This window comes from Pedobacter sp. ok626 (genome assembly GCF_900100435.1).
In the GTDB taxonomy this organism is placed as follows: domain Bacteria; phylum Bacteroidota; class Bacteroidia; order Sphingobacteriales; family Sphingobacteriaceae; genus Pedobacter.
This window is the reverse complement of sequence record NZ_FNEX01000006.1, coordinates 236,433-262,670: the sequence shown is the minus strand read 5'-3', so window position 1 is coordinate 262,670 and position 26,238 is coordinate 236,433. Positions and strand designations below refer to the sequence as shown.

The following is a 26,238-nucleotide window of genomic DNA, read 5'->3' as shown; positions in this document are numbered from 1 at the left end:
TAGTGTAAATTAAGTACCTTACTCCTCATCAAATTTAAGATATGCACATAGCGATAGTTGGAAATATTGGCGCAGGCAAAACGACTTTAACAGGTTTACTTGCGAAAAATTATGGATGGGAAGCCTTATATGAGGCTGTAGATAACAATCCTTACCTGGAAGATTTCTATAGTGACATGAAGCGCTGGAGCTTTAACCTTCAAATCTATTTCCTCAATAGTCGTTTTCAGCAAATTGTAGACATCCAGAATTTCAATAGAAATGTAATTCAGGATAGAACAATCTATGAGGATGCATACATATTTGCAGATAACTTGCATGAAATGGGATTGATGACCACCAGAGATCATCAAAACTATAAAGCAATATTTGAGAACGTTACTTCTTTTATTAAACCACCAGACTTACTGGTATACCTGCGTGCTTCCGTACCTACTTTAGTAAATAATATTCAACGTCGCGGCCGCGAATACGAAACAAGTATTCGTATTGATTATTTATCTAAACTAAATGAGAAATACGAAGCATGGATTAAAAGCTATAGCCTTGGTAAATTGTTGATCCTGGATAAGGATAAATTAGACTTTACCAATAATCCAGAAGATCTGGGCACCATCATTCAAACTATAGACGCCGAGATCAACGGATTATTTTAATATGGAAGTACTAGGCATTATTCCTGCCCGTTATGCCTCTACCCGATTTCCGGGCAAGCCTTTAATTGACATTCAAGGCAAAAGCATGATCCAACGGGTTTATGAACAAGCCTTAAAAGCGACAAGCTTAAACAAAGTGGTTGTAGCCACAGATGATGAGCGCATCGCTGAAGCAGTAAGTAATTTCGGTGGCGAATTTGTGATGACTGGAAGTACACACCAAAGTGGTACAGACCGTTGTGCCGAAGTATCGCAACATTTCCCTGATTTCGATACCGTAATTAATATACAGGGTGATGAACCATTTATAAACCCAAAACAGATCGATTTACTTGTTTCTTGTTTTGAGCAAGAAAATGTACAACTCGCTACCCTAATTAAAGAAATCCATACTGAAGAAGAATTGTTTAACAACAACATTCCAAAAGTGGTAATCAATAGCAAACAAGAAGCCGTTTATTTCAGCAGGCACACTATACCCTATATCAGAAGTGCAGAAAAAGACCAATGGCTAAATGCACACCAGTTTTACAAACACATCGGCATTTATGGATATACGACCACTACCCTACACGAAATTACCAAGCTTCAGCCATCTTCGCTCGAAATAGCTGAGAGTCTGGAACAATTACGTTGGATTGAAAATGGCTATACCATTCAAACCCGCATCACAGCAATTGAAACCATTGCCATAGATACACCCGAAGATTTGAATAAGATCATTAGGTAATCAACCCAATTATTACTTATATTGGTTATCGTTATGAAAAAATATCTTATCCCAATTTTGCTGGTATTCGGCATTTTAAGTGCCTGTACTTCGGACCATAAAACCAAAGGCAGTGCTGAAAACCATATCATATTAAAACCATTTAGTGACTCCGTGAAGATAGACACTTTTAAAGTTGCACTTAATGGTGGAGCGGTGAAAGACATGACCATTCAATTTAGCATAACTGCCTACGATGGAAAGCTCATTTACAGTAAAGACTTTAAAGCCAAGGATTTGATAGACAACTACAAGTCTAGTGTTGATTTAAAAAAAGAGCGCAGTCAGATGGACTTTATCATGAATGAATATAAGTTATTTCTGGACGACGAGAACTTTTTAGAACCTGCTGTTACAGAAAATGAGAGCCCCGATCAGTATACCCCTGATAAAATTTTTTACAACGAACTAAAACAGTCTGCACTAAACGGTTTCAAGTACCGTACTGGAAAAGAGACAAGTGTATATATTGCCTGGTCTGAAAAAGAGAAAAAGGTTAAGCCCTACTACAATTGTTGTAAATAATTTCATTTTAATTTTATTGCCAAAAAACGCGCTAATTGATAGCCAGAAGCATGTGGTAACGTAAAAAAGCCATACTTTGTATACCTCAACAAGAAAAAAATAAAAATAATATTATGATACTTATAAATTTTATATTATGTTTATATAATCAAAGAGCAAATAAGTAGTTTGTTTTTTATCAACCAGCATATTCTAACCAAATATACTTTTACAAAATAGCCCGGAAATTTTCGGGCTATTTTTATTTAAAGCCTTTTCAATCCATTTTCAACTGACAAAAAGGAATATTATTTCGAATAGTTAATGCGATAAAAAAAATAGTTCTTAGCTTTAAGAATTCTGCTTTTCGCTACAAAGTAATTTATGCTCAAAAAGATTTTCATTAGTATTCTCTTTCTATTTCCAATTATTACAGCTTTAGCACAAAAGGCAAGAATAAAAGGTATAGTTATAGATCCTATCGAAAAAAAGAAACTGGAACATAGTTCCATTCTACTTATCGGCGCAGATTCTATGTTGGTAAAAACAACCAGAGCAAATCAACAAGGATATTTTGAATTGGAAAATTTAAAAAAAGGGGACTATAAGATTCTGATCACCTATCCTAAAATGGCCGATTATATTCGTAACCTAAGAATATCCGACACTTCAAATCTAAATTTAGGTACCATTGATATGGAACTGAAATCTAAATTATTACATGAAGTGGTCATACAAGCTATAAAAAGTGCAACAAGGATGAAAGGTGATACCCTGGTTTTTCAGGCGGATAGTTTTGCCGTACGCACCAATGCCAATGTCCAGGAACTATTAAAAAGACTACCGGGAATAGAGGTAGATAAAAATGGTACTATAAGAGCACAAGGCAAAGAGGTAAAAACAGTATTGGTTGATGGGGATGAGTTTTTTGGCGATGATCCCTTACTCGCTACAAAATATTTAAAAGCAAATGCAGTTGAGGAAATTCAGGTATACGACAGAAAAAGTAAAAATGCAGACCTGACCGGTATAGATGACGGCATTAAGAACAAGACCATCAACATTAAATTAAAAGAAAATGCCAAAAATGGCTACTTGTCAACAATTGACCTCAATACTAGCACAACTAAACTCGGAGATTATGGTGGTATGGTCGGTGTATTCCAAAACAAGCTTAAAGCCGCTGTTTATGGCACCTATTCCCGCTTAAATAATGAATCGAAGATCAATAATTCGATGCGAAAGCTGAAGGGTGAAGAATATGACCTGATAGAAGTTGGAGATGATGGCAGTTCCATCATGTATATATCGGATAGTGAAGATGATGATTACGCTTCTTCTTCGGGAGGACTACCTAATAATTTAAGTCTGGGAGCTTATTATGCCGATAAATTTAAGGACAATAAAATGGGGATGAAACTCAACTTTAAAATCTTCAATAACAATAACGTTAACCATACAACTGCCAATACAGAAGAGCTCCTTCCAGATCAACCAAAATTCTATAGCTCAGAAAGCACAGACAATAATACCGAAGTAGGTGGCGAATCTTTAAAGGGAACGTATTCTTATGCGATGGACCCGCTGTCTATCTTAAAAGTGTCTTTTGGACTGAGTAAACGTAGAAACGATGACAATTCCAGGAGTGCCAACTCAACCCGCGGAGATAATGGATTATCCATCAGTGAGAATGAGCAAAATAATACAGGAAGAGGTACGAATGAAATCTATAATGGAAATATTAACTGGTCCAGAAGGTTCAAGAAAAAAGGGCGCACCCTATCTATTGATATACAGCCAGAAAGCCAAAGTAGCAGTAGTAAATCGTATAGTCTAAACACCACCAAATATTTCAAAACCAATGGGTTCATTGATAGAATTGAAAACACCGACCTAAGGAAAAACAATTCAGGATCTCAAAATTCATTGGGTACCAGGATCAATTATACCAATCCAATTTCTAAGAAATGGATACTCGAAGCAGGATATAGTTTCAAAACTATAGCTTCAAGTAGTAATAGAAAGGTTTTTGACAACATTAAAGGCGACGCCCTTCAAATAGACTCCTTAAGTAATAACTTTAAGTTCGTCAATTTTTCCAATCTGGGCAAAGTAATCCTACAGTACAATAACGAAAAATTTTCGGTATCAGGCGGGCTCGAAGCTACCCAGAGTAAATTTGAATTGAAGGATCTGGATAAAAACACAGATTTCAGGAGAAACTACTTAAATCTATCGCCTAGAACCAACGTCTTTTATAAGATTAGTAACAGTACAGGCATGTCCGTAAATTACAATGGATATATGCAACAACCCAGCATAGAGCAATTGCAACCGGTCCGCCAAATCAATACCCCATTGTTCCAGGTTATTGGTAATTCAGCATTAAGGCCTTCTTTTAGTAATAATTTCGGCATTTCTTATAATAGTTTCCAGTTCAAATCAGATCAATACATTTCTGCCAACTTCAACTATAGTTTCACCAGTAATGCCATTGTAAATACTGAATTGGTAGATGAATTCAACAAGAGAATATCGAGTTTTATAAACGCTGATGGCAACAACTCCCTAAATGGTAACTTAAGCTATTCTAAAGGCTTCTCTAAGGTACATATGCGTTTTGGTGCCGACCTGGGCTTCAGCAGATCCAACACCATAGCCATCATTAACGCTACCCAAAATAAAGCGGCAAATATGCAATATAATTTAAAAGCATCCTTTAATTATTATACACCTAAAATAGAATTCAACTACGTCCCCTCAGCCTCCTTAATGACAGGCAAATCATCTATTGGTGAAATTAATGATGGTAGAAGTTTGACCCACAATCACGAAATCTCAGGCACCATTCAATTGCCTTTTAAATCAGAATTCCATACCTCATTCTCCCTATCCTTCCGCCCTGCCAATTCCTCATTTATACAAGATGTGAATACGGCTATATGGGACAGTTATTTAGCTACAAAACTACTTAAGAGCGAATCACTTGAAATTAAGCTATCTGTTACCGATATCCTGAACCAAAAAATCGGATACAATAGATTTGTGGGAGGTAACGTTAAAACTGAAAGTACTTTCAGCTACATCCCACGTTATGTATTAATTGGGATAAACTGGAATTTAAGTGGTAATTTTATGAAGAACACAGCGACCAAATAAATTGATCTGATGAAGCAACAGGTTATCGTTCTATTTCTTGCATGTACCTGCTTTTTGAGTTTAAAGGCTCAGGAGACCTTTATCCCCTATGGCAAAATTACATTCGAGAAAAAAGTAAACATGATCAGAAGCCTCGAAAACTCTGGTCTTCCGGAAGAAGCCAAAGAGAAAATGCAAAAGTATGCCAGCAGCAGCTGGGAATTCTGTTTTAATCTGGAAAAATCAGTCTACAGACCCATCAAAAAAGAAACCGAAAATAGCCAGATAGGATCTTTCTTCTTTTCAATGGGCAAACAAAACAATGAAATCTATACCGATTACGGTAAAAACCGAAGGGTAATAAAACGCGCGGTAATGGACGACGAATATCTGCTTACAGACACCATTCCCCGTATAAACTGGAAGATTATGCACGACGTCAGAAATATTGCAGGATACGAGTGCAGAAAGGCCATAGGTGTAATTTATGATACTGTATATGTGGTGGCCTTTTATACAGACGAAATTTTACTGCGCGGAGGGCCCGAAGGATTTGGCGGTTTACCTGGCACCATATTGGGACTGGCTATACCTCGATACAACACGACCTGGTTTGCAACAAAGGTGGAAGGCTTTGTTAATCAGCAAGCAGAAATCACCCCCCCAACGAAGGGAAAAAAAATAGAAACGGATAAGGACTTGATGAAACTCATCGAATTATATACCCGTTACGATCAGGATAAAAAAGAAAAAGAGAAAGAAGCAAAGAAAACGCTGTACGGATTCACCCTGTAACTTTTTAGGAGTTAAGATTTTACCATTTCTTTCACATATAAGTGTTTTTTTACAAAAAGAGCGGCTCAGCTTTGGTTTTATTTGCTAACTTTGTATCCCGTACAAAAACAATAAAACAGTGATACAATTGCTGCTTTATTTCAGAAAATCAAAAACATGACTAAGTATATTTTTGTTACGGGCGGTGTTACTTCCTCATTAGGTAAGGGCATCATCTCCGCTTCATTAGCCAAATTACTACAAGCACGCGGCTATAGTGTTACCATCCAAAAGTTCGACCCTTACATCAACATTGATCCAGGAACATTAAATCCTTACGAACATGGTGAATGCTACGTTACCGAAGATGGCGCAGAAACAGATCTTGATCTTGGTCACTACGAACGCTTCTTAAACGTTCCAACCTCTCAGGCAAATAACGTTACCACAGGTCGTATTTATCAGAATGTAATCAACAAAGAAAGACAGGGCGAGTATCTTGGAAAAACTGTGCAAGTAGTTCCGCACATTACAGATGAGATTAAAAGAAACATGCGTTTGTTGGGTGAAAGTGGACAATATGATATTGTAATCACAGAGCTTGGTGGAACTGTTGGTGACATCGAATCTTTACCGTTCATTGAGGCTGTACGCCAGTTCAAATGGGAAGAAGGCGCACATAATGCAATCGTGATCCACTTAACCCTGATTCCTTACCTTGCTGCTGCAGGTGAGTTAAAAACAAAGCCTACTCAACACTCTGTAAAAACATTGCTTGAATACGGTATCCAACCAGACATCCTGGTTTGCCGTTCAGAGCGTTCTATTTCATTAGACATCCGCAAAAAAATTGCGTTGTTCTGCAACGTAAATGTAAATGCGGTAATCGAATCGTTGGATGCTTCTACCATTTACGATGTTCCTTTGTTAATGATGAAAGAGCAATTGGACAAAACAGTACTGAGCAAATTGAAGTTGCCACAAAAAAACGAGCCGGATATGGAAAAATGGAAAGAATTCCTTGGCCGTTTGAAAAACCCAACATCTGAAGTTAAAATTGGTTTAGTAGGTAAATACGTAGAATTACCAGACGCTTACAAGTCAATTATTGAATCATTTATTCATGCTGGTTCAAGAAATGAATGTAAAGTAAAAGTTGAATACATCCACTCAGAAGGAATATATCCGGACAATGCAAAGGAAAAACTTAGCCATTTAGATGGTATATTGGTTGCTCCAGGCTTCGGAAGTCGCGGTATTGAAGGAAAAATTGACACCATTAAATACGTAAGGGAAAACAATGTGCCATTCTTTGGTATCTGCCTGGGTATGCAATGTGCCGTAATTGAATTTGGTCGCAATGTATTAGGACTTCAAGGTGCAAACACTACTGAAATTGATGAAGAAAGTGCACACCCTGTAATCAATATGATGGAAGACCAGAAAAGCATTACTGCAAAAGGTGGTACCATGCGTTTAGGTTCTTATCCATGTGACCTGAAAAAAGGTACAAGAGCATTTGCTGCTTATGGAAAACAACACATTACTGAGCGTCACAGACACCGTTATGAATTTAATAGTGCTTACCTGAGCCAATATGAAGAAGCAGGAATGATTGCTTCAGGTATTAACCCTGAAACCAATCTGGTTGAAATTGTTGAGCTTAAAAACCATCCTTTCTTTGTTGGTGGACAATTTCACCCTGAATTAAAATCAACAGTTGCTAATCCTCACCCACTTTTTGTTAAATTTGTCGCCGCTGCGATGGAGTTTGCGAAGAAAAAAACAAAATAATACGCGTTTAATTAACAATAATGGATAGAAATACGTTTACAGGATTGTTCCTGATCATGATCGTTTTAGCAGGGTCCTTCTATTTCTTTAAGCCTAGTGAGGCTGAAATGAAATCAATTCAGGAAAAACACACTGCCGATTCACTAAAAAAAGCTGGAGTTGCACCTGCTCCAACCACAGTAGCTCCGATAGTGGCATTACCTGTGGTAGATTCTGCAGCACTAACTGGACCTTTCGGTGGCAATATCACAGGAACGGTACAAACTAGTGTTCTTGAAAATGAAAATTTAAAATTAACCTTCAGCAATAAAGGTGGTAAAATATTATCGGTACAAGTTAAAGGCGAAAAAACCTATAATGGAAAACCGGTTATTTTATTTGATGGTGATCAGAACAAGTTTGGCTTGAACCTGAACATCGGTGGTAAAATTGTAAGTACAAACGACCTATATTTTACAGCTACACAAAATGCAGGAAGCATCAATATGCGTGCTAACTATTCGGCTGATAAATATATTGAATATGTGTACGTTTTAAAGCCTAACAGCAATCAGGTTGGCTTTAATATCAATTTAAATGGCTTAAACCAGGTTATTCAAAATAACACTATTGCTTTAAACTGGGAAACTACTTTACTTGAGCAAGAAAAATCAGCTAAGAAAGAGCAGGAACACTCGGCTCCATATTATAAATATGTAGACAAGAATCCTGATCACCTTGGTGTTGCTAAAGATGTTAAAGAAGACCTGAAAGATGGTAAAATTCAATGGTTCTCTTTCAAACAACAGTTTTTCAGTGCAGCTTTAATTCCTAAAGATGCTTTTGAAAAAGGAGATCTTGAAGTTAAAGTAAGCATTGAGCCTGGTAAAATTAAATGGTATGGTGCAAACATGATCATGCCTTTTAACCAACTGGCAGCACAGAACTATAGCATGGACTTCTATTTCGGAACCAACAAGTTCTCTACTTTAAAAGCTCAAGGTCATGAGCTTGAAAAGCAAATAGACATGGGCTATTGGCCACTTAAATACATCAACAGATTCATTGTATTGCCTGTATTTAAGTTTTTAGAAAGCTTTGGCTGGAACTACGGATTGATTATTCTGCTTTTAACGATCATGCTAAAAGTAGCGATGTCGCCTTTAACTTACAAATCTTATCTTTCAATGGCTAAAATGAGAATTTTAAAGCCCGAGATGGATGTGATCAAAGCTAAAGTTGGCGAAGATAATCCGACTCTATTACAACAAGAATATTTAAAGCTTTACAAGCAAGTGGGTGTAAATCCATTGGGAGGTTGTTTACCAATGTTGCTGCAATTGCCTTTTGTAATGGCTTTCTTCTTCTTCTTCCCTAACCTTTTCGAATTGCGGGGCGAATCATTCTTATGGATGAAAGATTTATCAACTTATGACGACTTCATTAAATTTGGCTTCACCCTTCCTTTTATTGGTGATCACTTAAGTTTAATGTGCGTATTGATGACGATTTCTACGTTGATCTATACTTATTTCAACAACCAGATTTCTGGTGCTTCAGGTCAAATGAAATACATTGGTTACATCATGCCAATCATTTTCTTAGGCGTACTGAATAGCTATCCATCAGGATTAAACTATTACTACTTCCTTGCGAACATGTTGACTTTTGCTCAGCAATTCTTAATCAAGTCGATGGTTGATGATGAAAAGATCCACAGAACATTACAAGAAAATAAAACTAAACCTGCTGAAAAGAAAAAGAAATCAGGATTTAGTGCTAAACTAGAAGATTACATGCGTCAACAGCAACAAGCTGCTGCACAGCAAAAAAAGAAATAAGTTATCATCTTATTTTATACAAAAATGCCCGGGTCGTTAAATATGATCCGGGCATTTTTTTTTGTAAAATTTGGCGTACAAATAAGGATATCTGTATAAAAATTATAACATTTAGAGGTTCAATCCAAAAGGCGACTAATTCAATTAAACATGTTAAGAAAACTAATTCCACTCTCACTGCTATTCCTTTCAAGCGTAAGTTTTGCGCAAAAGAAACCTTTAGATCATACAGTCTACAACAATTGGGAATCAGTAGGCACAAAACAATTGTCAAATAATGGATTGTGGGCCGCCTACATCATAAATAAACAAGAGGGGGACGGTGTTCTATACCTGAACAATTTAATGACTAATACAAAGCTAAATGTAGCCAGAGGGACGAACTTACAATTTAGTAAAGATTCAAAATATGCTGCCTTTGCCGTCAAACCTTTATACAAGGATATTCGCGAAGGAAGAATTAAAAAGAAGAAACCTGATGAAATGACCAAAGATTCATTAGCTATCGTTAACCTTGATCAATCGGATGTTCTTAAAATACCAAGGGTAAAATCCTATAAAATGCCCGAAAATGGGGTAAATGTGATCGCATATTTACTAGATAAACCACTTGATACAGCTAAAAAAGCAAAACCTACAGGCATAAGCCCCTCAATAGAGAAAAAAGATGATAGTGCCACTGCTTTTGCAGATGAACCAGATGCTAAAGGCAAACAAGAAGGTACTGACCTGGTTTTTAAAAATCTAACAACCCAAACCTTGCGTATTTTCAAATATGTAACCGACTACAGCTTTAATAAAAATGGCAAACAATTGGTTTTTGCTTGTTCAGGTTCAAAAAAGGATAAATTGGCCCCTACTGGCGTGTTCCTGTTCAATACAGAAAAAGGAACATTAAAAACATTGGTAAAAGGAAAGGGTAATTTTAAGAGTTTCACTTTCAATGAAGAAGGAGAATACCTTGTATTTTTAGGTGAAAATAGTCCGGAGAAAAAGGAAATTAAAGATTTTGAGATTTACTATAACTCTCCTACCCTTGATACAGCTCAACTATTGGTTGACAAAGCCATTCCGGGAATGCCAGTAAAATGGGCTGTAAGTGGTGATGGTAGTCTAAAATTTAGTAAAGATAGCCGTAAGTTATATTTCGGCATTGCCCCAATAAGAACCCCAAAGGACACAACTTTAGTCGATTTTGAAAATGCAAAACTAGATGTATGGAGTTATAAAGATGACTACCTGCAGCCGATGCAACTGAAAAATCTTGAAAAGGACTTAAAAAAATCATATCTATCCGCCATTGAAGTATTTAGCAGCGATCCGAGAATCGTTCCGCTGACAGATATAAAGCTACCAGATGCAACACTAGTCAATGAAGGAAATGCCAGTTTTGTTCTGGCCTCGACCGATTATGATGGCAGAATACAAGCGCAATGGACTGGTGGCACCTTAAAGAACTATTACCTGGTGGATACAAAAACTGGTTCTAAAAAGAAAATCATCGAAGGATTAAGCGGATATGCAATGGCTTCCCCTGCTGGCAAGTTTGTGCTTTATTTCGATAAAAAAACATCCAATTGGTATACTTACAATGTGCTTACTGCAAAAGTTACTCATCTAAACAATGGCCTAAATGTAAAATTTGTTGATGAGGAAAATGATGTACCAGATGATCCTGCTCCTTATGGGATGGCTGCATGGACGGAAGAAGACAAGGCTGTATTGATTTACGACCGTTACGACATCTGGGAATTTACTCCGGATGGCAAAAATGCTCCGCAAAATATTACCAATGGATTTGGCAGACAAAATAAAATCACCTTCAGATATGAAAAGCTAGATCCTGAAAGCAAGTTTTTAGATAAAAAAGCAAGCATCTGGCTCAATGCCTTCAACAATAGTACTAAAGAGCGTGGCTGGTACAAAAAGTCCATTGGTAACCAACAGAATCCTGAACTTGTAGTAATGGAGAAAATGACTTACTCAGACCTGGTTCAAGCTAAAGATGCAGAACGTTTCATTTTTGATAAAGGCAATTATGTAAACTCACCAAATGTTTACGTATCAACAGATATGAAGACACAGGTAAAACTAAGTAACACCAACCCGCAACAACAGAATTACAACTGGGGAACTGCAGAGCTGGTAAAATGGACAACACCTAAAGGCTTTAATTCGGAAGGGATACTCTACAAACCAGAAAACTTTGATCCGACTAAAAAATACCCGATGATCGTGTATTTCTATGAAAAGCTATCTGATGGATTGTACAGCTATCAGGCTCCTGCGCCTACTCCATCCAGATTAAACATTCCTTTTTTTGTAAGTAATGGATACCTGGTATTTGCACCAGATATTAGTTATGAAACAGGTTACCCTGGTAGATCTGCAGAAGAGTTTATCAATTCTGGAGTTGAATCGCTAAAGAAAAACTCATGGGTAGATGGTAGTAAAATAGGTATTCAGGGACAAAGTTGGGGCGGCTACCAAGTGGCTCATTTAATTACCAGAACAGATATGTATGCAGCAGCATGGGCAGGAGCACCAGTAGTAAACATGACCTCAGCTTATGGTGGAATGCGTTGGGAAAGCGGTATGAACCGCCAATTTCAATATGAAAGAACCCAGAGTCGGATTGGTGCTACCCTTTGGGAAAAACCAGATCTATACATCGAAAACTCTCCTTTATTTAAGCTGCCAAATGTAAAAACTCCAGTAGTAATTATGGCTAATGATGCTGATGGAGCTGTACCTTGGTACCAGGGAATTGAAATGTTTACAGGTTTAAGAAGGTTGGGCAAACCAGTTTGGTTACTAAATTATAACAACGAAGCGCACAATTTAATGCAACGCCAAAACAGAAAAGATATCCAAATCAGAGAGCAACAGTTTTTTGACTATTACCTAAAAGGCGCAAAAGCTCCGGCATGGATGGTAAACGGCATACCTGCAACCGAAAAAGGCAAAAGCTGGGGGTTTGAGCTAACTGATGAAAAACCTTAAATTTAAAGCAGGGATATTAGAATCAAAACTTTAAATTTAAGGCCTAAACTAAATCATCTTTAATGGCATTAAGTAGAATCTGGTCTGCTTTTATAATCGTTGCAATTGTTGTAGCGAGTATAAAATGTTTCTTTTTTGGACAAACTGATATTTTTAACTGGATGGTTATTGGCAAAGCCGATGATGCTGCCAATCCATTGAAACTTGACGGTATCATTCAAACCTGCTGGGTTGCAGTAGAGCTTTGTCTTAAACTGATCGGGATTTTAGCACTATTTATGGGCTTGATGAGCATCGCAGAAAGAGCTGGCGGCATACGTTTATTGTCGCGGATTGTAGGTCCCTTCTTTTCAAAATTATTCCCTGACATCCCCAAAGGACATCCGTCTATGGGGCACATGATTATGAATTTCTCAGCCAATCTATTAGGATTGGACAATGCAGCAACACCATTCGGATTAAAAGCAATGGAAAGTTTGCAGGAACTAAATCCAAGTAAAGATGTTGCATCCAACGCTCAGATTATGTTTCTGTGCCTTCACGCGGCAGGATTAAACCTGATCCCTGTAAGTGTAATTGCCATCCGTGCATCGCAAAACGCCTCAAATCCAACGGATATATTTATACCTTGCTTGATCGTAACCTTTGTAGGTACAATCACAGCAATGATGATTGTTTCCTTCAAACAAAAGATTAACCTTTTACAACCCGTAGTCATTGGATGGGTTTTAAGCATCTCGTTTATCATTGTTTTATTGGTTTTATATATTACTCGCCTTAACGCAGATGGCATTAAATCGTTCTCGGGAATGCTGAGCAACGGTTTGATTCTATTCGTTTTTTTGGTAATTGTGTTGGGTGGACTTTACAAAAAAATTGATGTATTTGATGCTTTCATTGATGGTGCAAAAAATGGCTTTGATACCGCAATTAGAATTGTTCCTTATTTAGTTGGAATGCTGGTAGCCATAAGCTTATTGCGTACAAGTGGTACTTTTGATGTGGTGATTGGCGCTATAAAAGCACTATTCGCTTCCTTAGGGGCTGATACGCGATTCGTTGAAGGTTTACCAACAGCTTTAATCAGACCGCTAAGTGGTGGTGCTGCCAGAGGAATGATGGTAAGCACCATGGAAACCTATGGTCCTGATTCTTTTGCCAGCCGACTTTCTGGAATATTCCAGGGTGCATCTGATACTACATTTTATGTAGTTGCCGTTTATTTTGGTGCTGTAAATATAAAAAATACACGTTACGCAATTGGCGCGATGCTACTGGCCGACTTAGTTGGGGTTTGCACCGCAATAGGTCTTTGCTATTTATTCTTCGGTTAATAAAATGGTTTAATGATGCGTCATTAAACCATTTCTTTCAAAAATATCTCTTTGATGGTTTTGATCTGCTCCTCATAAATTGTTTTTTTACGGGTACCAAAGTATAAGGTATTTTCTATAGGATCATTTCCCTCCCATAGCACTTTGATACTTCCCTGATCAAGTTCTTGTTTAGACAAGAAATCAGGCATTACCGCAATGCCATTACCTGCACTTAAACATCTTAAAATAGAACACAAATTGGGTACAATATAGTTGGGTTTAAAGTCGGGTCGTTTACCAAAGTTATTGTGCCAAAATCTGCGTTGGTGTTCCATATCCCCAGTAGTACCATACCAGGTTTGCTGTTTTAACCAGTCCAACTGCCCATTAATATCTTTGGCTTTAGTTAAATTTTCGAAGTCTCCAGTAACCGTTTTTGCCCCACAAACCAGTACAATTTTTTCTTTAAAAAAAGGCTCATAAGACAAACCTTTATAATCTCCTTTTTGAGGAGTGATGATCAGATCCAGGATACCGCTATCCAGATCATTCAACATTTGTGGATACTCTCCAAACTTGATAATCACATTAAAAGGAAGCGTTGGCAAATAGGATTCTAAAGTAAACTGAAAGGTCTCAAAACACATCCCGATGCTTATGGTTGGGATGTCTTTCTCTACACTTTTGTGGAAATGCCTTTCTGCCTCTTCCAATTTAGTTAAAGATTCGAGGATATAATTGTAAAGTACCTTCCCTCTTTCTGTCGAGATCATTCTCCTGGATGTTCTGTCGAAAAGCTTATAACCAACATAAGACTCCAGCGAGCTTAAGTGTAAACTCACTCCCGGTTGCGAGATATACAATGCCTCAGCAGCACCAGTAAGTGTCCCGGTTTCATAAATAGCTTTAAATGTCCTGAACCATTCTAAGTTAACCATACTATCATAATTATGATACAAATGTATAAATTAAACTATTATAATTATACATATACCCACATTACCTTTGTACTGTTATTAAAACATACAACAATGAAGAGAATATTTGTAATTAATGGCGGCCAGGTTTTCGGACATTCTGGTGGTAGATTTAACAAGACAATAGCAGATAAAACAATAAGCTTTTTTGAAAATAATGAGGGCTTTGAAGTACGTTCAACCGACATCAACCAACCATACGATATCAAACAAGAAGTAGAAAATTATAAATGGGCTGATGTGGTGATTTACCATACTCCTGTATGGTGGTTCCAACTGCCGAATGAATTTAAGAAATATATAGACGTGGTGTTTACAGAAGGTCACAACAATGGTATTTACCACAGTGATGGTAGATCTTCGGCCAATCCAACCATCAATTATGGAACAGGTGGCATGATGCATGGCAAAAAATATATGCTAACCACCTCATGGAATGCACCTAAAGAAGCCTTTACGCTACCGGGAGAGTTTTTCCAAGAAAAAAGTGTGGATGAAGGACCTATGTTTGGCTTCCACCGCATGAATGCTTTTACTGGTATGGAGCCATTGGAGAGCATCCATTTCCATGATGTAGAGAAAAATGCAGATGTGCCAAATGACCTGCAACGCTATGAAGCACATCTAAATAAAATCTTCGTTAACGAATATAAAATGGAATTATCAGCATAATAAAAATGCCCGCTTAAAGCGGGCATTTTTATTATGCTTATTGAGGCATTGCAAAACTAATAGGGATGTTATACTTTACACGAACAGCCTTTCCATTCTGAATACCAGGCATCCATTTTGGACTGCCATTTAAGACCCGAACAGCTTCTTCATCGGTACCATAACCCAGCTTCCTTTCCACTTTGATATCTGTAAGAGAGCCATTCTTTTCGATGATAAATGATAAGTATACTTTCCCTTGAATATTAACTTCTTGGGCCATTGCTGGATACCTGATGTTTTTCGAAAGATATTTATAAAATTTATCCATCCCACCCGGAAATGTAGGTTGTACTTCTAATACTATAAATGTCTCATATACTTTATTATCCTCAGTCGCATCTGCACCTACTGGCCCTTTACCAGTTGGCCCTTCAATTACGATCTTCCCATCCGGGTCACCAATAATGTCTTTCTGTCCAGGAGTTGCATTCGCAAGATCTTTGATCTGTACCGGTTCAACATCAACTACCATATTATCGTCTACAACAACCGGTGGTGGAAACTTGATTTGAGTTTGTTTGGCCGGCGGTGGCTCAATCGCTGCTGGCGGCTTGGTTTCTGGATTTACAGGTGGTGGCGGCTGCACAGTCACCGTTGTTACCTTATCAGGAATATCCTCAATTGTGTTATTTCCCTTGATCAGGCTAATGATCTTTGGAGATAAAAACAGCAGGATAAACAATGTCCCCGCTATAAAAAGTGCCCTTAAAGTATTCGAGGAACTTTCCCTACGTAATGCGTAAGCACCATAGGTTTTGTTTTTCTGATCGAACACTACATCAAGCCATTCATTGCCAAATAAGTCGATTTTTGAACCCAACATTGCTTTAGAATTTAGATTAAACATTATACCATTGATTTATAGTATTGATGCTAGCATCGTCACCATTCCATAAGCCGGAGAAAGAAATATTTAAATTAAAAAACCCTTGGACAAATAAATGATCTTGGCACCCGTCCAAAAGTTAAACCCATAGTTATTTCATGCGAGCCATTTTGATTGCTATTGAGTTGACTAGTTACATGATCGTAAGAATAACCGATTCTGAATCGCTCACTTACAAACACCTGCACTATCCCAGAAATAGAGTTTTGTTTACCCAAATCGAGCTTATTGATGTCTTTTTTCCATAAACCAAAACCAGTTCTGTAAGATGCCCCAATCCAGAGCTTATCATTAAATATGGTCATCACATTTAAATCTACACTTGTAGGCCCTCTAAAGTCCTCTTTAACCATCAGACTCGGTCTTATCCTCATATCGGGAGAAACATTAACCAATCCGCCTGTAATAAAGTAGGCATGTCGGCTACGCGAAATATTAAAAGAAGGTGAGCTGGTTATAGATGTTACTCCAGAGCCGGAAAAAGCATCCAGTATCGAAAGCCCCATATACCAGAAATCAGAATTGTAAAATACACCAAACCTCACATCGGGTTTCATACTATTTTCGTCGCCTATGGCAATGGCCTGATCACCCCCTTCCGAAGTACGTATCATATCCCCATTTAGATTATATTGCACTACGCCTAATCCTATTCCAAAGCTCAACCTTTTAGTATCATCCGCGTCAAGCTGTAAGCGATAGGCATAGTTTGCCGTTAAAGAGGTGGTAAATTGTGGGCCTATCTTATCAGATGTGATTTGAAAACCCAAGCCCATCTTTCTATCTCTTGGATCTAAAATCCCATCAATGGACATTGCTCCCGTTTGCGGTGCTCCTTCTACGCCTACCCACTGCGAACGCAACGCCAGTTGGGCAAACCACTCTTCCTTGTATCCTGCATAGGCAGGGTTCACACTTAAACTATTAAATATATACTGGGTAAATTGAATATTCTGCTGCGCGCTTAACCGTCCTGCAAAAGAGCAGAGCAGAAATACAAGCACAGACATACATTTTACACTTTTCATCATTGTTTATCTTTTTAGCAATATCCAGCTCCGGCGAACGTCTTCTGAACTGCCTTTTTTCATTTTTAATACATAGAAATATGTTCCATCATTTAATCCCTTACCATCCCACTCATTTTTGTAATTGAGGTTTCTGTATACCTCATCACCCCAACGGTTGTAAACAAAAAAGCTCACACCTTCATAGTTTTCCATGCCTTTAATAAAGAAGGTATCGTTCTTACCATCGCCGTTTGGTGTAAATGTGTTTGGAATCTCCAAAGGTGGTGGTGCGACATCTATCCTTACCTCAGCAATGTTCGATGGGAGTCCGTTTGCATCATTAATCTTATAAGTAAACCTTTCTATACCATAAAACCCCTTATTTGGCTTATAGGTTACTTTACCATCTTTCTCAACAGAAAGGGTACCATTAGTAGGCAGGCTTTTTACATCTACAGTAGCCACATCTAAAGGGAAGAATGCAGGGCGGTCGTTCATCACAATCGGAACAGCCACTGGCTCTTCTGCTTTTGTAGATGCAAAATCATCAATTGCAACAGGGTTCCGTGTAATGTCTATAACAGTAGGGTCATCGTTATCGGCTGCAGTTCCCGATATATCGCTAACTTTGACGCTCTGATTTGTAAATCCATTAACGGTGGCCGTATTGGTCGTTGTACCTACAATTTTTTCCGCCTCGGTAATGGTATAGTCCACGGTTGTCACAAGTGTAGCACCCGGAGCAAGGACAGTCTGTTTAAGGGTAATCGTTCCCGGGATTTTAGCGTCTATTAAGTCAAGATTAGAAAGAGTAACATTACCTGTATTGGTTATCCTGAAGGTATAGGTCAGCGTTTTAAAATCACGGTTTAACCTCCCTGTTTTAACTAACGTTATTAAAGGATTGGTTAAAACAGCGACATCTACTGTAGCTGTTTTAGACGAAGTATATTCAAGCGATCGCACTGTCGCGGTGTTTACAATTTTACCTGAACCATTTAATGGGAAACCGGCCACATCGAGGTCATTCTGACTAATTGTGTATACCCCATCATAGGTCCATGACTCATTTTTTTCGAGGATTCCATTACCGTTATCACCTTTTGGTTGGCTTAAAATTCCACCAAGTAAAGGATCATTTACCACCACTTGATTGTGGTTTGCATTGCCGTTGTTATATACCGTTATGGTATATTTTATCTTATCACCTACCGCAGAGACTGAGCTCTTATCAGCTGTTTTGCTAATCGCGATATCCACGCAAACCGGTACATTAACAGTAATCGTAAAGGAATCTCCGGCACAACCACCGGTCTCTCCTCTTGGTGTTACAGTGTAAATTATGGTTTGAGCAGTAGTTGAAGTATTGATAAGGGTAGCATTTAATGTTTTTCCAGAACCGTTGCTTACACCTGTAACAACAGTTGAGTTTGCGGTCCAAGTAAAGGTTGCAGGTACTGCATTGCCACCTTTTATCGTGTTATTTACATTATTTTGAAGATCATAGCTGAACGCTGATCGAGTGCAGCTAAGCGAGTTTACAACATCGTTATAACCTTTAGGCACTTGATTTACAGTAACAATGGTTGTAGCAGAAATGCCACTGGCACAGCCTGTAGTATTGGTTACTTTAACTGTATAATCTCCTATCTGGTTTACATTAAATGTTTGGTTAGTTGCTCCTGGTATCAGAACACCATTTTTGTACCACTGATTACCTGTTAGTGACGAAGAGGTTAGTACGACGTGTCTGCCTTCACAGAATGTTGTTCTGCCACCTGGCGTAATTTCTGGTACCTCAGGGTAAGGAACAGCAGTCACTTCGACTGATGGAGATGCTGATGTGCTGCTACATCCATTTGAATTGGTTACCAAAACTGTGTACGTTCCACTAGTTGTTGCGGTATAGGCTTTATTGGTTGCCCCAGGAATGATCTGACTGTTTTTGTACCATTGGTTACCGGTTGCAGATGATGAAGTCAAGATTACCGAACTACCCTCGCAGAAATTAAGCTTATTTGCATCTACCATGATTGTTGGAACTGGAGGCAATGAGTTTACTGTTAGTATAAATTCATTAGATACCGGGCTAAAGCAACCATTGGCATTCGTAGTGATCACGGTATACTTACCCGCTAATTTCGCGTCATAAGTACCACCTGTTGCACCTGGAATAACCGTTCCGTTAAAATACCACTGGCAACCGGTTGCCACATCTGAAGTTAAAACAGCAACATCGCCTTCACAAATGACAGCAGTTCCGGTAACACCTGGCTTAACTGGTAACGGATTAACCGTTATCGTAAATTCATTGGATACCGGGCTAAAGCAACCATTACTATTTGTGGTGATCACCGTATAATTACCCGCTAGTTTTGCATCATAAGTTTTTCCTGTTGCACCTGGAATAGCAGTCCCGTTAAAATACCACTGGTAACCGTTTGCTATAGCTGAAGTTAAAACCGCCATATCCCCTTCGCAAATAACAGCAGTTCCTGTAATTCCTGGCTTAACCGGCAATGCATTGACCGTTAATGTGATTTCATTAGATACCGGGCTAGAGCAGCCACTAAGATTAGTAGTGATTACGGTGTACTTGCCCGCTAGTTTTGCATCATAAGTTCTGCCCGTTGCACCTGGAATGGCTGTTCCGTTAAAAGACCACTGGCAACCGTTAGCTATATCTGAAGTTAAAACAGCCACATCACCTTCACAAATAATCGCAGTTCCGGTAATTGCAGGCTTAAGCGGTACTGCATTTACCGTTAGTGTGATTTCATTAGATACCGGGCTAAAGCAACCATTGCTGTTTGTCACCATCACAGTATATTTACCAGCTACTTTCGCATCATAAGTACGACCGGTTGCACCTGGAATAACGGTTCCGTTAAAATACCACTGGTAACCGTTAGCTAAATCCGAAGTTAAAACTGCCACATCACCTTCACAAATTATCGCAGTTCCTGTGACTACAGGCGCGTTAGGCAATGCATTTACGGTTAATGTGATTTCATTGGATACCGGGCTAAAACAACCATTGCTGTTTGTCACCACCACAGTATATTTACCTGCTACTTTCGCATCATAAGTTTTTCCTGTTGCACCTGGAATAGCGGTTCCGTTAAAATACCACTGGTAACCGTTGGCTACATCTGAAGTTAAAACAGCTACATCACCTGCACAAATAATCGCATTTCCGGTAATTGCAGGCCTAACTGGCAATGCATTTACCGTTAATGTGATTTCATTGGATACCGGGCTAAAGCAACCATTGCTGTTTGTCACCATCACAGTATATTTACCAGCTACTTTCGCATCATAAGTTTGTCTCGTTGCACCTGAAATAGCCACTCCGTTAAAATACCACTGGTAACCGTTAGCTACATCTGAAGTTAATACTGCCACATCGCCTTCGCAAATAATCGTCGTCCCTGCGATTACAGGCACCGTAGGCAATACATTTACTGTTAAAATAAACTCACTAGATACAGGGCTAAAACAACCATTGCTGTTTGTCACCACCACAGTATATTTACCAGCTACTTTCGCATCATAAGTACGACCGGTTGCACCTGGAATAACGGTTCCGTTAAAATACCACTGGTAACGGTTAGCTAAATCAGAAGTTAAAACTGCCACATCCCCTTCGCAAATAATCGCCGTTCCTGTGATTACAGGCGCCGTAGGCAAGGCATTTACGGTTAAGGTAAACGCATCGGACACTGGACTAAAACATCCATTGGTGTTCGTTACTACCACTGTATATTTACCAGTTACTTTTGCATCATAAGTTTGTCCGGTTGCACCTGACATCGCTGTTCCCTCCAAATACCACTGGTAATCAGTCCCTGCGCTAGCAGTTAAAACAGACATATCACCTGCGCAGATAATCGCCGTTCCGGTAATTCCTGGTTTAGCAGGCAAGGCATTTACGGTTAAGGTAAACGCATCGGACACTGGACTAAAACATCCATTGGTGTTCGTTACCACCACTGTATATTTACCAGCTACTTTCGAATCATAAGTTTGTGCAGTTGCACCTGATATCGCTGTTCCCTCTAAATACCACTGATAATTAGTCCCTGTACTGGCAGTTAAAACAGCCACATCACCTGCACAAATAATAGCAGTTCCAGTAATTCCTGGTTTAGCAGGCAAGGCATTTACGGTTAAAGTAAACGCATCGGACACTGGACTAAAGCAACCATTCGTATTGGTCACTACCACCGTGTACTTACCCGCTACTTTGGCATCATAAGTTTGTGCGGTTGCACCTGGTATCACTGTTCCCTCTAAATACCACTGGTAATTCGTCCCTGAACTGGCAGTTAAAACAGCCACATCCCCCGTACAAATCATCGCCGTCCCGGTAATTCCTGGTTTAGCAGGCAAGGCATTTACAGTTAAAATAAACGCATCAGACACCGGACTGAAACATCCATTGCTGTTTGTTACCACCACTGTATATTTACCAGTTACTTTTGCATCATAAGTTTGTGCAGTTGCACCTGATATCGCTGTTCCCTCCAAATACCACTGATAATTCGTTCCCGCACTGGCAGTTAAAACAGCTACATCCCCCGCACAAATAATATTAGTTCCGGTAATCCCTGGTTTAGCAGGTAAGGCATTTACAGTTAAAGTAAACGCATCGGACACTGGACTAAAACATCCATTGCTGTTTGTAACCACCACTGTATATTTACCAGTTACTTTAGCATCATAAGTTTGCCCGGTTGCACCTGATATCGCTGTTCCCTCCAAATACCACTGGTAATCAGTCCCTGCGCTGGCAGTTAAAACAGCCACATCACCTGCACAAATAATATTAGTTCCGGTAATCCCTGGTTTAGCAGGTAAGGCATTTACAGTTAAAGTAAACGCATCAGACACAGGGCTGAAACAGCCATTGCTGTTTGTTACCACCACTGTATATTTACCAGTTACTTTTGCATCATAAGTTTGCCCGGTTGCACCTGATATCGCTGTTCCCTCCAAATACCACTGGTAATCAGTCCCTGCGCTGGCAGTTAAAACAGCCACATCACCTGCACAAATAATATTAGTTCCGGTAATTCCCGGCTTAGCCGGTAAGGCATTTACGGTTAAGGTAAACACATCAGACACAGGACTGAAACAGCCATTAAGATTGGTCACTATGACCGTGTATTTACCAGCTACTTTCGCATCATAAGTTTGCCCGGTTGCACCTGATATCACTATTCCTTCTAAATACCACTGGTAATCAGTCCCCGCACTGGCAGTTAAAACAGCCACATCCCCTGTACAAATAATAGTAGTTCCGGTGATTCCCGGTTTAGCAGGCAGGACATTTACGGTTAAGATAAACTCATCAGATATAGGACTCAAACATCCATTGGTGTTCGTTACTACTACAGTATATTTACCAGTTACTTTCGCATCATAAGTTTGTCCGGTTGCACCTGTTATCGCTGCTCCTTCGAAATACCACTGGTAATCAGTCCCTGCGCTGGCAGTTAAAACAGAAACATCACCTGTACAAATAATAGCAGTTCCGGTGATTCCCGGTTTAGCAGGCAACGAATTTACAGTTAAGGTAAACTCATCAGATATAGGACTCAAACATCCGTTCGCATTGGTGACTACCACAGTATATTTACCAGCTACTTTTGCATCGAAAGTTTGCCCGATTGCACCTGATATCGTTGATCCCTCCAGGTACCACTGGTAAGTAGTCCCTACACTGGCAGTTAAAACAGCCACATCGCCATCACAGATAATATTAGTTCCTGTGATCCCTGGCTTACCTGGCAAAGGACTTATTACTACAGAAACCCGCTCAGAACTTTCCTTACATCCACCAATATTTGAAACTAAAACAGAATAATCACCCGAAGTATCTGCAATATAATCGCGATTAGTTGCTCCACTTATTGCCTCGGTTCCACGATACCATTGATATTTAGTTGCAGAATCAGATGTCAATTTCACAGTATTACCAGTACACACTATAAGCGGGCCGTGCGTAATGTTAGGAGTAGTAGGGAATGGAGTAACAGTAACCACTAAACTATCGGACCTGGAACCTAAACACCCCAATGTATTCACAACAGCTACTTCATATTTCCCTCCTTCAGTAGCATTATAAATTCTTTTATTTGCTCCGGGTATAATCACCCCGTTCAAAAACCATTGGAAATTAAAACCTGGTGTTGAAATAGACGATTTAAGAGGAATACTTTCCCCCTCGCAAATATATTCGTCACCTATTATATAAGAATCCTCTGTTGGCCGCGCGTTCACCACCAAAGTGATCTCACTCGAGATTGTTGAACAACCCGATACCGAAGAAATAGCAACCCTAATCTTTTTTCCATTAAAAGATACCGGAATTGCTAAAATCTTGAGGGCTGTAGTCGTTGCACCAGTAATACCTGTCCCATCAACAAAATTCATCCAAACTCCAGCTTCCTCATACTGCCATTGATAGCTATCATCAGCGGCTAAAGACGTTATAGAAAAAACTGCATCAGTTCTCTCACAAACAGGAGTACTAACAGGCTGATTAACGACAGTAGGCAACGGATTGACATTTATTACATAAGTAGCTTTATATCTATGACTTGCGTCAGTACCCACTGTAAATAAATACAAACCAGCAGTGGTAGTTGTGCCACTAAAAGTTACTTTACCACTGCTTAATGCCGCTGTCAACCAGCCAGGCATGCCTTCCGTAAAAAAAGAACTTCCACCAGCTATCAGATCGTAAACAAACGGAGAAATCGCCGAACCGGCACAAACTTCCAGCCTTTTAACAGTATTATATTTAATATTATTACAGGCTTCGATCGCAGTTCCATTCTTACATTCATCATGAGGATTAGTTGGAGCTAGATCAAATACTGTATTTGTGGCATCAGGGTCCGTAACATCCTTAGGACGCATAATACTAGCCTCAACATGAAGATCCTGCCCCAAAGCTGCAACATCTAAAGTTCCAACTATAGTATATGTAACCTCACAATTAGCAGGTAAGTCCAGACTCGACCGATAACCACTAATATCCTGAACTATACCATTTTCTGAAGCGAGAACATTAGTAAAAGAGCGTGTGATACCAGTAACAGTAAAACCAACAGGTAGTTTAAATTCAAATTTAGCTCCTGTTACATCACTTACTCCACCATTTTTAACTTTAACCTGGTAGCTTACTTGATTAAGCGATGTTATTGCAACCGTTGGTACGATACTCACAATCTCCAAATCGGCTACCTTTATTATAACATTTAATGGTTTTGCCTCTTCTTTACTTAGAATATAAGCGTAGGTGTCCATCGCTTTCTCATTGCCATAGCTATTCGTGCCTTTACCATTATTTGAATTTCCAGAATCAGAACTATAACTACCCCAAATATGTCCATTAAAATTACTAGACATCCCATTTAGTGTATTAACAATAGGATCAGATTTTTCTCCTGCAAGTCCTCCAGTAATGTCGCTATCATCCCAATACACCCGATCACTATAAACACTCTCATCTATAATTGCAGGAGTAGGATTAATAAGATATCTAGTCGTATTTTCAGCAAGCTCTATAATGATCCCCTTAGGATTAATTTCCATATCAATAAAAGGGAAATGTACTTCAGCAGATGCCAATCGTACTTTCACCTCAGGAACGATTAAACCACCAGGCACAACATTATTTAAAGCATCTTTCCCATCCCATTCAATTGTATTCACACCTGCAACAGCCGCCCCAGTTAATACCCTATCTTTCCCAGCACCAAGCGGGATCACAATCCTATAACTTCCAGGCACATTAGCTGTAAAAGTTATGACACCACCTTTCTGACTAGCTTGCCCTAAGGTCCCCTCCGATCCCGTAAATCCAATTCCAGAAATATTCGGAACGATGGCTTCATTTTTTAACCAGGTGGTCGTATTGACTCCCTCAATAGAAACAGGAGCCGAAACTGGTAAATCCGGTGCAGGAGGGCCATAAAACAATTTATGAGTAACCAGATTCTTTAGGTCATCGTCCTCTTTGCGAGGGTCTTTTACAAAATTGAGTACATCTGTATTATCTAAACTTTTATAAGTTGGATTTCCTGCGTTATCAAGAAAACCTTTATTATTCGAAAAAAATGTAAAAGCATACCCGTTATTTCCATTGTTTTTTACCCGGTAAGCCCTTCCATCTTTGGTTAAGACATAGTTTATTCCGTAATAAGCCGTTTCACTCTTATCAAGATTTTTTGAAAGTCGCAGATTGAAAACATTGGTATATACTCTTCCTGGTAACCAACTTGTATTTGTTGCATTCCGAACTGATATATCCCATGCAGAGAGCAATGAGGTGTTATTAACTTGCCCCCAATTCGAATTTGCTAAAACATTATCTGCATTCTCACTTGTATTCGAGGATACAAACTCAATCTTCCAAACCCCCTCATCTACAGCTAAAACAGAAACGTAATTAGGAACATAATAGTTCCCTGCCGCTCCTTGCCCAACGTACCTTGGTCCAGCCAACTCCTCATTGCGAGTACTGATCTTCCCGGATGTAGTCGTCGTTACCGTTCCTCTTGGTGAAGTAATCCTTATAAACCAATTTGAAAGCCCTTGCGCACTTGAAGCCACCGCGATAACTTCATTTGCTTTCGCGTAAACATAGTGAGTTCCCGGTGTTCTAAAAGGAAAATATACAGTCCCTGCCCCCCCTCCGTCATATGAATACAAAAAAGCCCGATTACCACTAGCTCCCGAAGGATATAAATCCCTACTCCCATCAGCTTTTGCGCCAAAAGAAATCATTAATAACAAAAGAATAAGCACACAGCAAACCTTCCTGTAGATGGAAACAACTTCAGACTTGAGCAGCTTTAACATAGA

General features: G+C 39.1%; 14 protein-coding genes. 10 read left to right on the top strand and 4 right to left on the bottom strand.

Features of this window, described 5'->3' with window-relative positions; genetic code table 11:
• Nucleotides 1–41: 41 nt before the first annotated feature.
• From BLS35_RS10995 to BLS35_RS10955, 9 genes are all read left to right on the top strand, one after another.
• Nucleotides 42–656: a deoxynucleoside kinase gene (locus tag BLS35_RS10995; RefSeq protein ID WP_090780814.1), complete on the top strand. Its 615-nt coding sequence runs from the start codon at nucleotides 42–44 to the stop codon at nucleotides 654–656.
• Between the two features lies 1 nt (nucleotide 657).
• Nucleotides 658–1,386, top strand: coding sequence for a 3-deoxy-manno-octulosonate cytidylyltransferase (gene kdsB / locus BLS35_RS10990; RefSeq protein ID WP_090780812.1), 729 nt, complete (start codon nucleotides 658–660; stop codon nucleotides 1,384–1,386).
• Between the two features lie 33 nt (nucleotides 1,387–1,419).
• Entirely contained in the window at nucleotides 1,420–1,950 is a 531-nt protein-coding gene (locus BLS35_RS10985; RefSeq protein ID WP_165973249.1) for a putative periplasmic lipoprotein, read from the top strand.
• A gap of 363 nt (nucleotides 1,951–2,313) precedes the next feature.
• Nucleotides 2,314–5,088: an outer membrane beta-barrel protein gene (locus BLS35_RS10980; protein ID WP_090780811.1), complete on the top strand. Its 2,775-nt coding sequence runs from the start codon at nucleotides 2,314–2,316 to the stop codon at nucleotides 5,086–5,088.
• 9 nt (nucleotides 5,089–5,097) lie between these two features.
• Nucleotides 5,098–5,862, top strand: a complete 765-nt coding sequence (locus BLS35_RS10975; protein WP_090780809.1) for a GLPGLI family protein — start codon at nucleotides 5,098–5,100, stop codon at nucleotides 5,860–5,862.
• 156 nt (nucleotides 5,863–6,018) lie between these two features.
• On the top strand, nucleotides 6,019–7,635 hold the full coding sequence (locus BLS35_RS10970; protein WP_090780807.1) for a CTP synthase: 1,617 nt from the start codon (nucleotides 6,019–6,021) through the stop codon (nucleotides 7,633–7,635).
• 20 nt (nucleotides 7,636–7,655) lie between these two features.
• Nucleotides 7,656–9,455, top strand: a complete 1,800-nt coding sequence (gene yidC / locus BLS35_RS10965) for a membrane protein insertase YidC (RefSeq protein ID WP_090780805.1) — start codon at nucleotides 7,656–7,658, stop codon at nucleotides 9,453–9,455.
• A gap of 150 nt (nucleotides 9,456–9,605) precedes the next feature.
• Entirely contained in the window at nucleotides 9,606–12,458 is a 2,853-nt protein-coding gene (locus BLS35_RS10960) for an alpha/beta hydrolase family protein (protein WP_090780804.1), read from the top strand.
• A 62-nt stretch (nucleotides 12,459–12,520) separates the two neighbouring features.
• Nucleotides 12,521–13,792 (top strand): nucleoside recognition domain-containing protein, encoded by a 1,272-nt coding sequence (locus BLS35_RS10955; RefSeq protein ID WP_090780802.1) that lies wholly within the window; start codon nucleotides 12,521–12,523, stop codon nucleotides 13,790–13,792.
• A 23-nt stretch (nucleotides 13,793–13,815) separates the two neighbouring features.
• Here BLS35_RS10955 and BLS35_RS10950 read toward each other — a convergent pair whose 3' ends face one another.
• Nucleotides 13,816–14,712, bottom strand: a complete 897-nt coding sequence (locus BLS35_RS10950) for a LysR family transcriptional regulator (protein WP_090780800.1) — start codon at nucleotides 14,710–14,712, stop codon at nucleotides 13,816–13,818.
• A gap of 93 nt (nucleotides 14,713–14,805) precedes the next feature.
• Between BLS35_RS10950 and BLS35_RS10945 the strand changes: the two genes are divergently transcribed.
• Entirely contained in the window at nucleotides 14,806–15,423 is a 618-nt protein-coding gene (locus BLS35_RS10945) for an NAD(P)H-dependent oxidoreductase (protein WP_090780798.1), read from the top strand.
• 37 nt (nucleotides 15,424–15,460) lie between these two features.
• On the opposite strand, the gene BLS35_RS10940 is transcribed toward BLS35_RS10945, so the two are convergent.
• From BLS35_RS10940 to BLS35_RS10930, 3 genes are all read right to left on the bottom strand, one after another.
• Nucleotides 15,461–16,312, bottom strand: coding sequence for an energy transducer TonB (locus BLS35_RS10940; protein WP_254778824.1), 852 nt, complete (start codon nucleotides 16,310–16,312; stop codon nucleotides 15,461–15,463).
• Between the two features lie 71 nt (nucleotides 16,313–16,383).
• Nucleotides 16,384–17,382 (bottom strand): PorP/SprF family type IX secretion system membrane protein, encoded by a 999-nt coding sequence (locus BLS35_RS10935; protein ID WP_254778823.1) that lies wholly within the window; start codon nucleotides 17,380–17,382, stop codon nucleotides 16,384–16,386.
• Nucleotides 17,383–17,385: 3 nt separating this feature from the next.
• Nucleotides 17,386–26,235 (bottom strand): Ig-like domain-containing protein, encoded by an 8,850-nt coding sequence (locus tag BLS35_RS10930; RefSeq protein ID WP_139205883.1) that lies wholly within the window; start codon nucleotides 26,233–26,235, stop codon nucleotides 17,386–17,388.
• Between the last annotated feature and the right edge of the window lie 3 nt (nucleotides 26,236–26,238).

Coding starts and splice junctions, on each gene's coding strand:
- kdsB (WP_090780812.1), top strand. CDS start 658: ATGGAAGTACTAGGCATTATTCCTGCCCGTTATGCCTCTACCCGATTT.
- yidC (WP_090780805.1), top strand. CDS start 7,656: ATGGATAGAAATACGTTTACAGGATTGTTCCTGATCATGATCGTTTTA.
- BLS35_RS10975 (WP_090780809.1), top strand. CDS start 5,098: ATGAAGCAACAGGTTATCGTTCTATTTCTTGCATGTACCTGCTTTTTG.
- BLS35_RS10955 (WP_090780802.1), top strand. CDS start 12,521: ATGGCATTAAGTAGAATCTGGTCTGCTTTTATAATCGTTGCAATTGTT.
- BLS35_RS10945 (WP_090780798.1), top strand. CDS start 14,806: ATGAAGAGAATATTTGTAATTAATGGCGGCCAGGTTTTCGGACATTCT.
- BLS35_RS10960 (WP_090780804.1), top strand. CDS start 9,606: ATGTTAAGAAAACTAATTCCACTCTCACTGCTATTCCTTTCAAGCGTA.
- BLS35_RS10930 (WP_139205883.1), bottom strand. CDS start 26,235: ATGTTAAAGCTGCTCAAGTCTGAAGTTGTTTCCATCTACAGGAAGGTT.
- BLS35_RS10950 (WP_090780800.1), bottom strand. CDS start 14,712: ATGGTTAACTTAGAATGGTTCAGGACATTTAAAGCTATTTATGAAACC.
- BLS35_RS10970 (WP_090780807.1), top strand. CDS start 6,019: ATGACTAAGTATATTTTTGTTACGGGCGGTGTTACTTCCTCATTAGGT.
- BLS35_RS10980 (WP_090780811.1), top strand. CDS start 2,314: ATGCTCAAAAAGATTTTCATTAGTATTCTCTTTCTATTTCCAATTATT.
- BLS35_RS10985 (WP_165973249.1), top strand. CDS start 1,420: ATGAAAAAATATCTTATCCCAATTTTGCTGGTATTCGGCATTTTAAGT.
- BLS35_RS10935 (WP_254778823.1), bottom strand. CDS start 17,382: ATGATGAAAAGTGTAAAATGTATGTCTGTGCTTGTATTTCTGCTCTGC.
- BLS35_RS10995 (WP_090780814.1), top strand. CDS start 42: ATGCACATAGCGATAGTTGGAAATATTGGCGCAGGCAAAACGACTTTA.
- BLS35_RS10940 (WP_254778824.1), bottom strand. CDS start 16,312: ATGTTTAATCTAAATTCTAAAGCAATGTTGGGTTCAAAAATCGACTTA.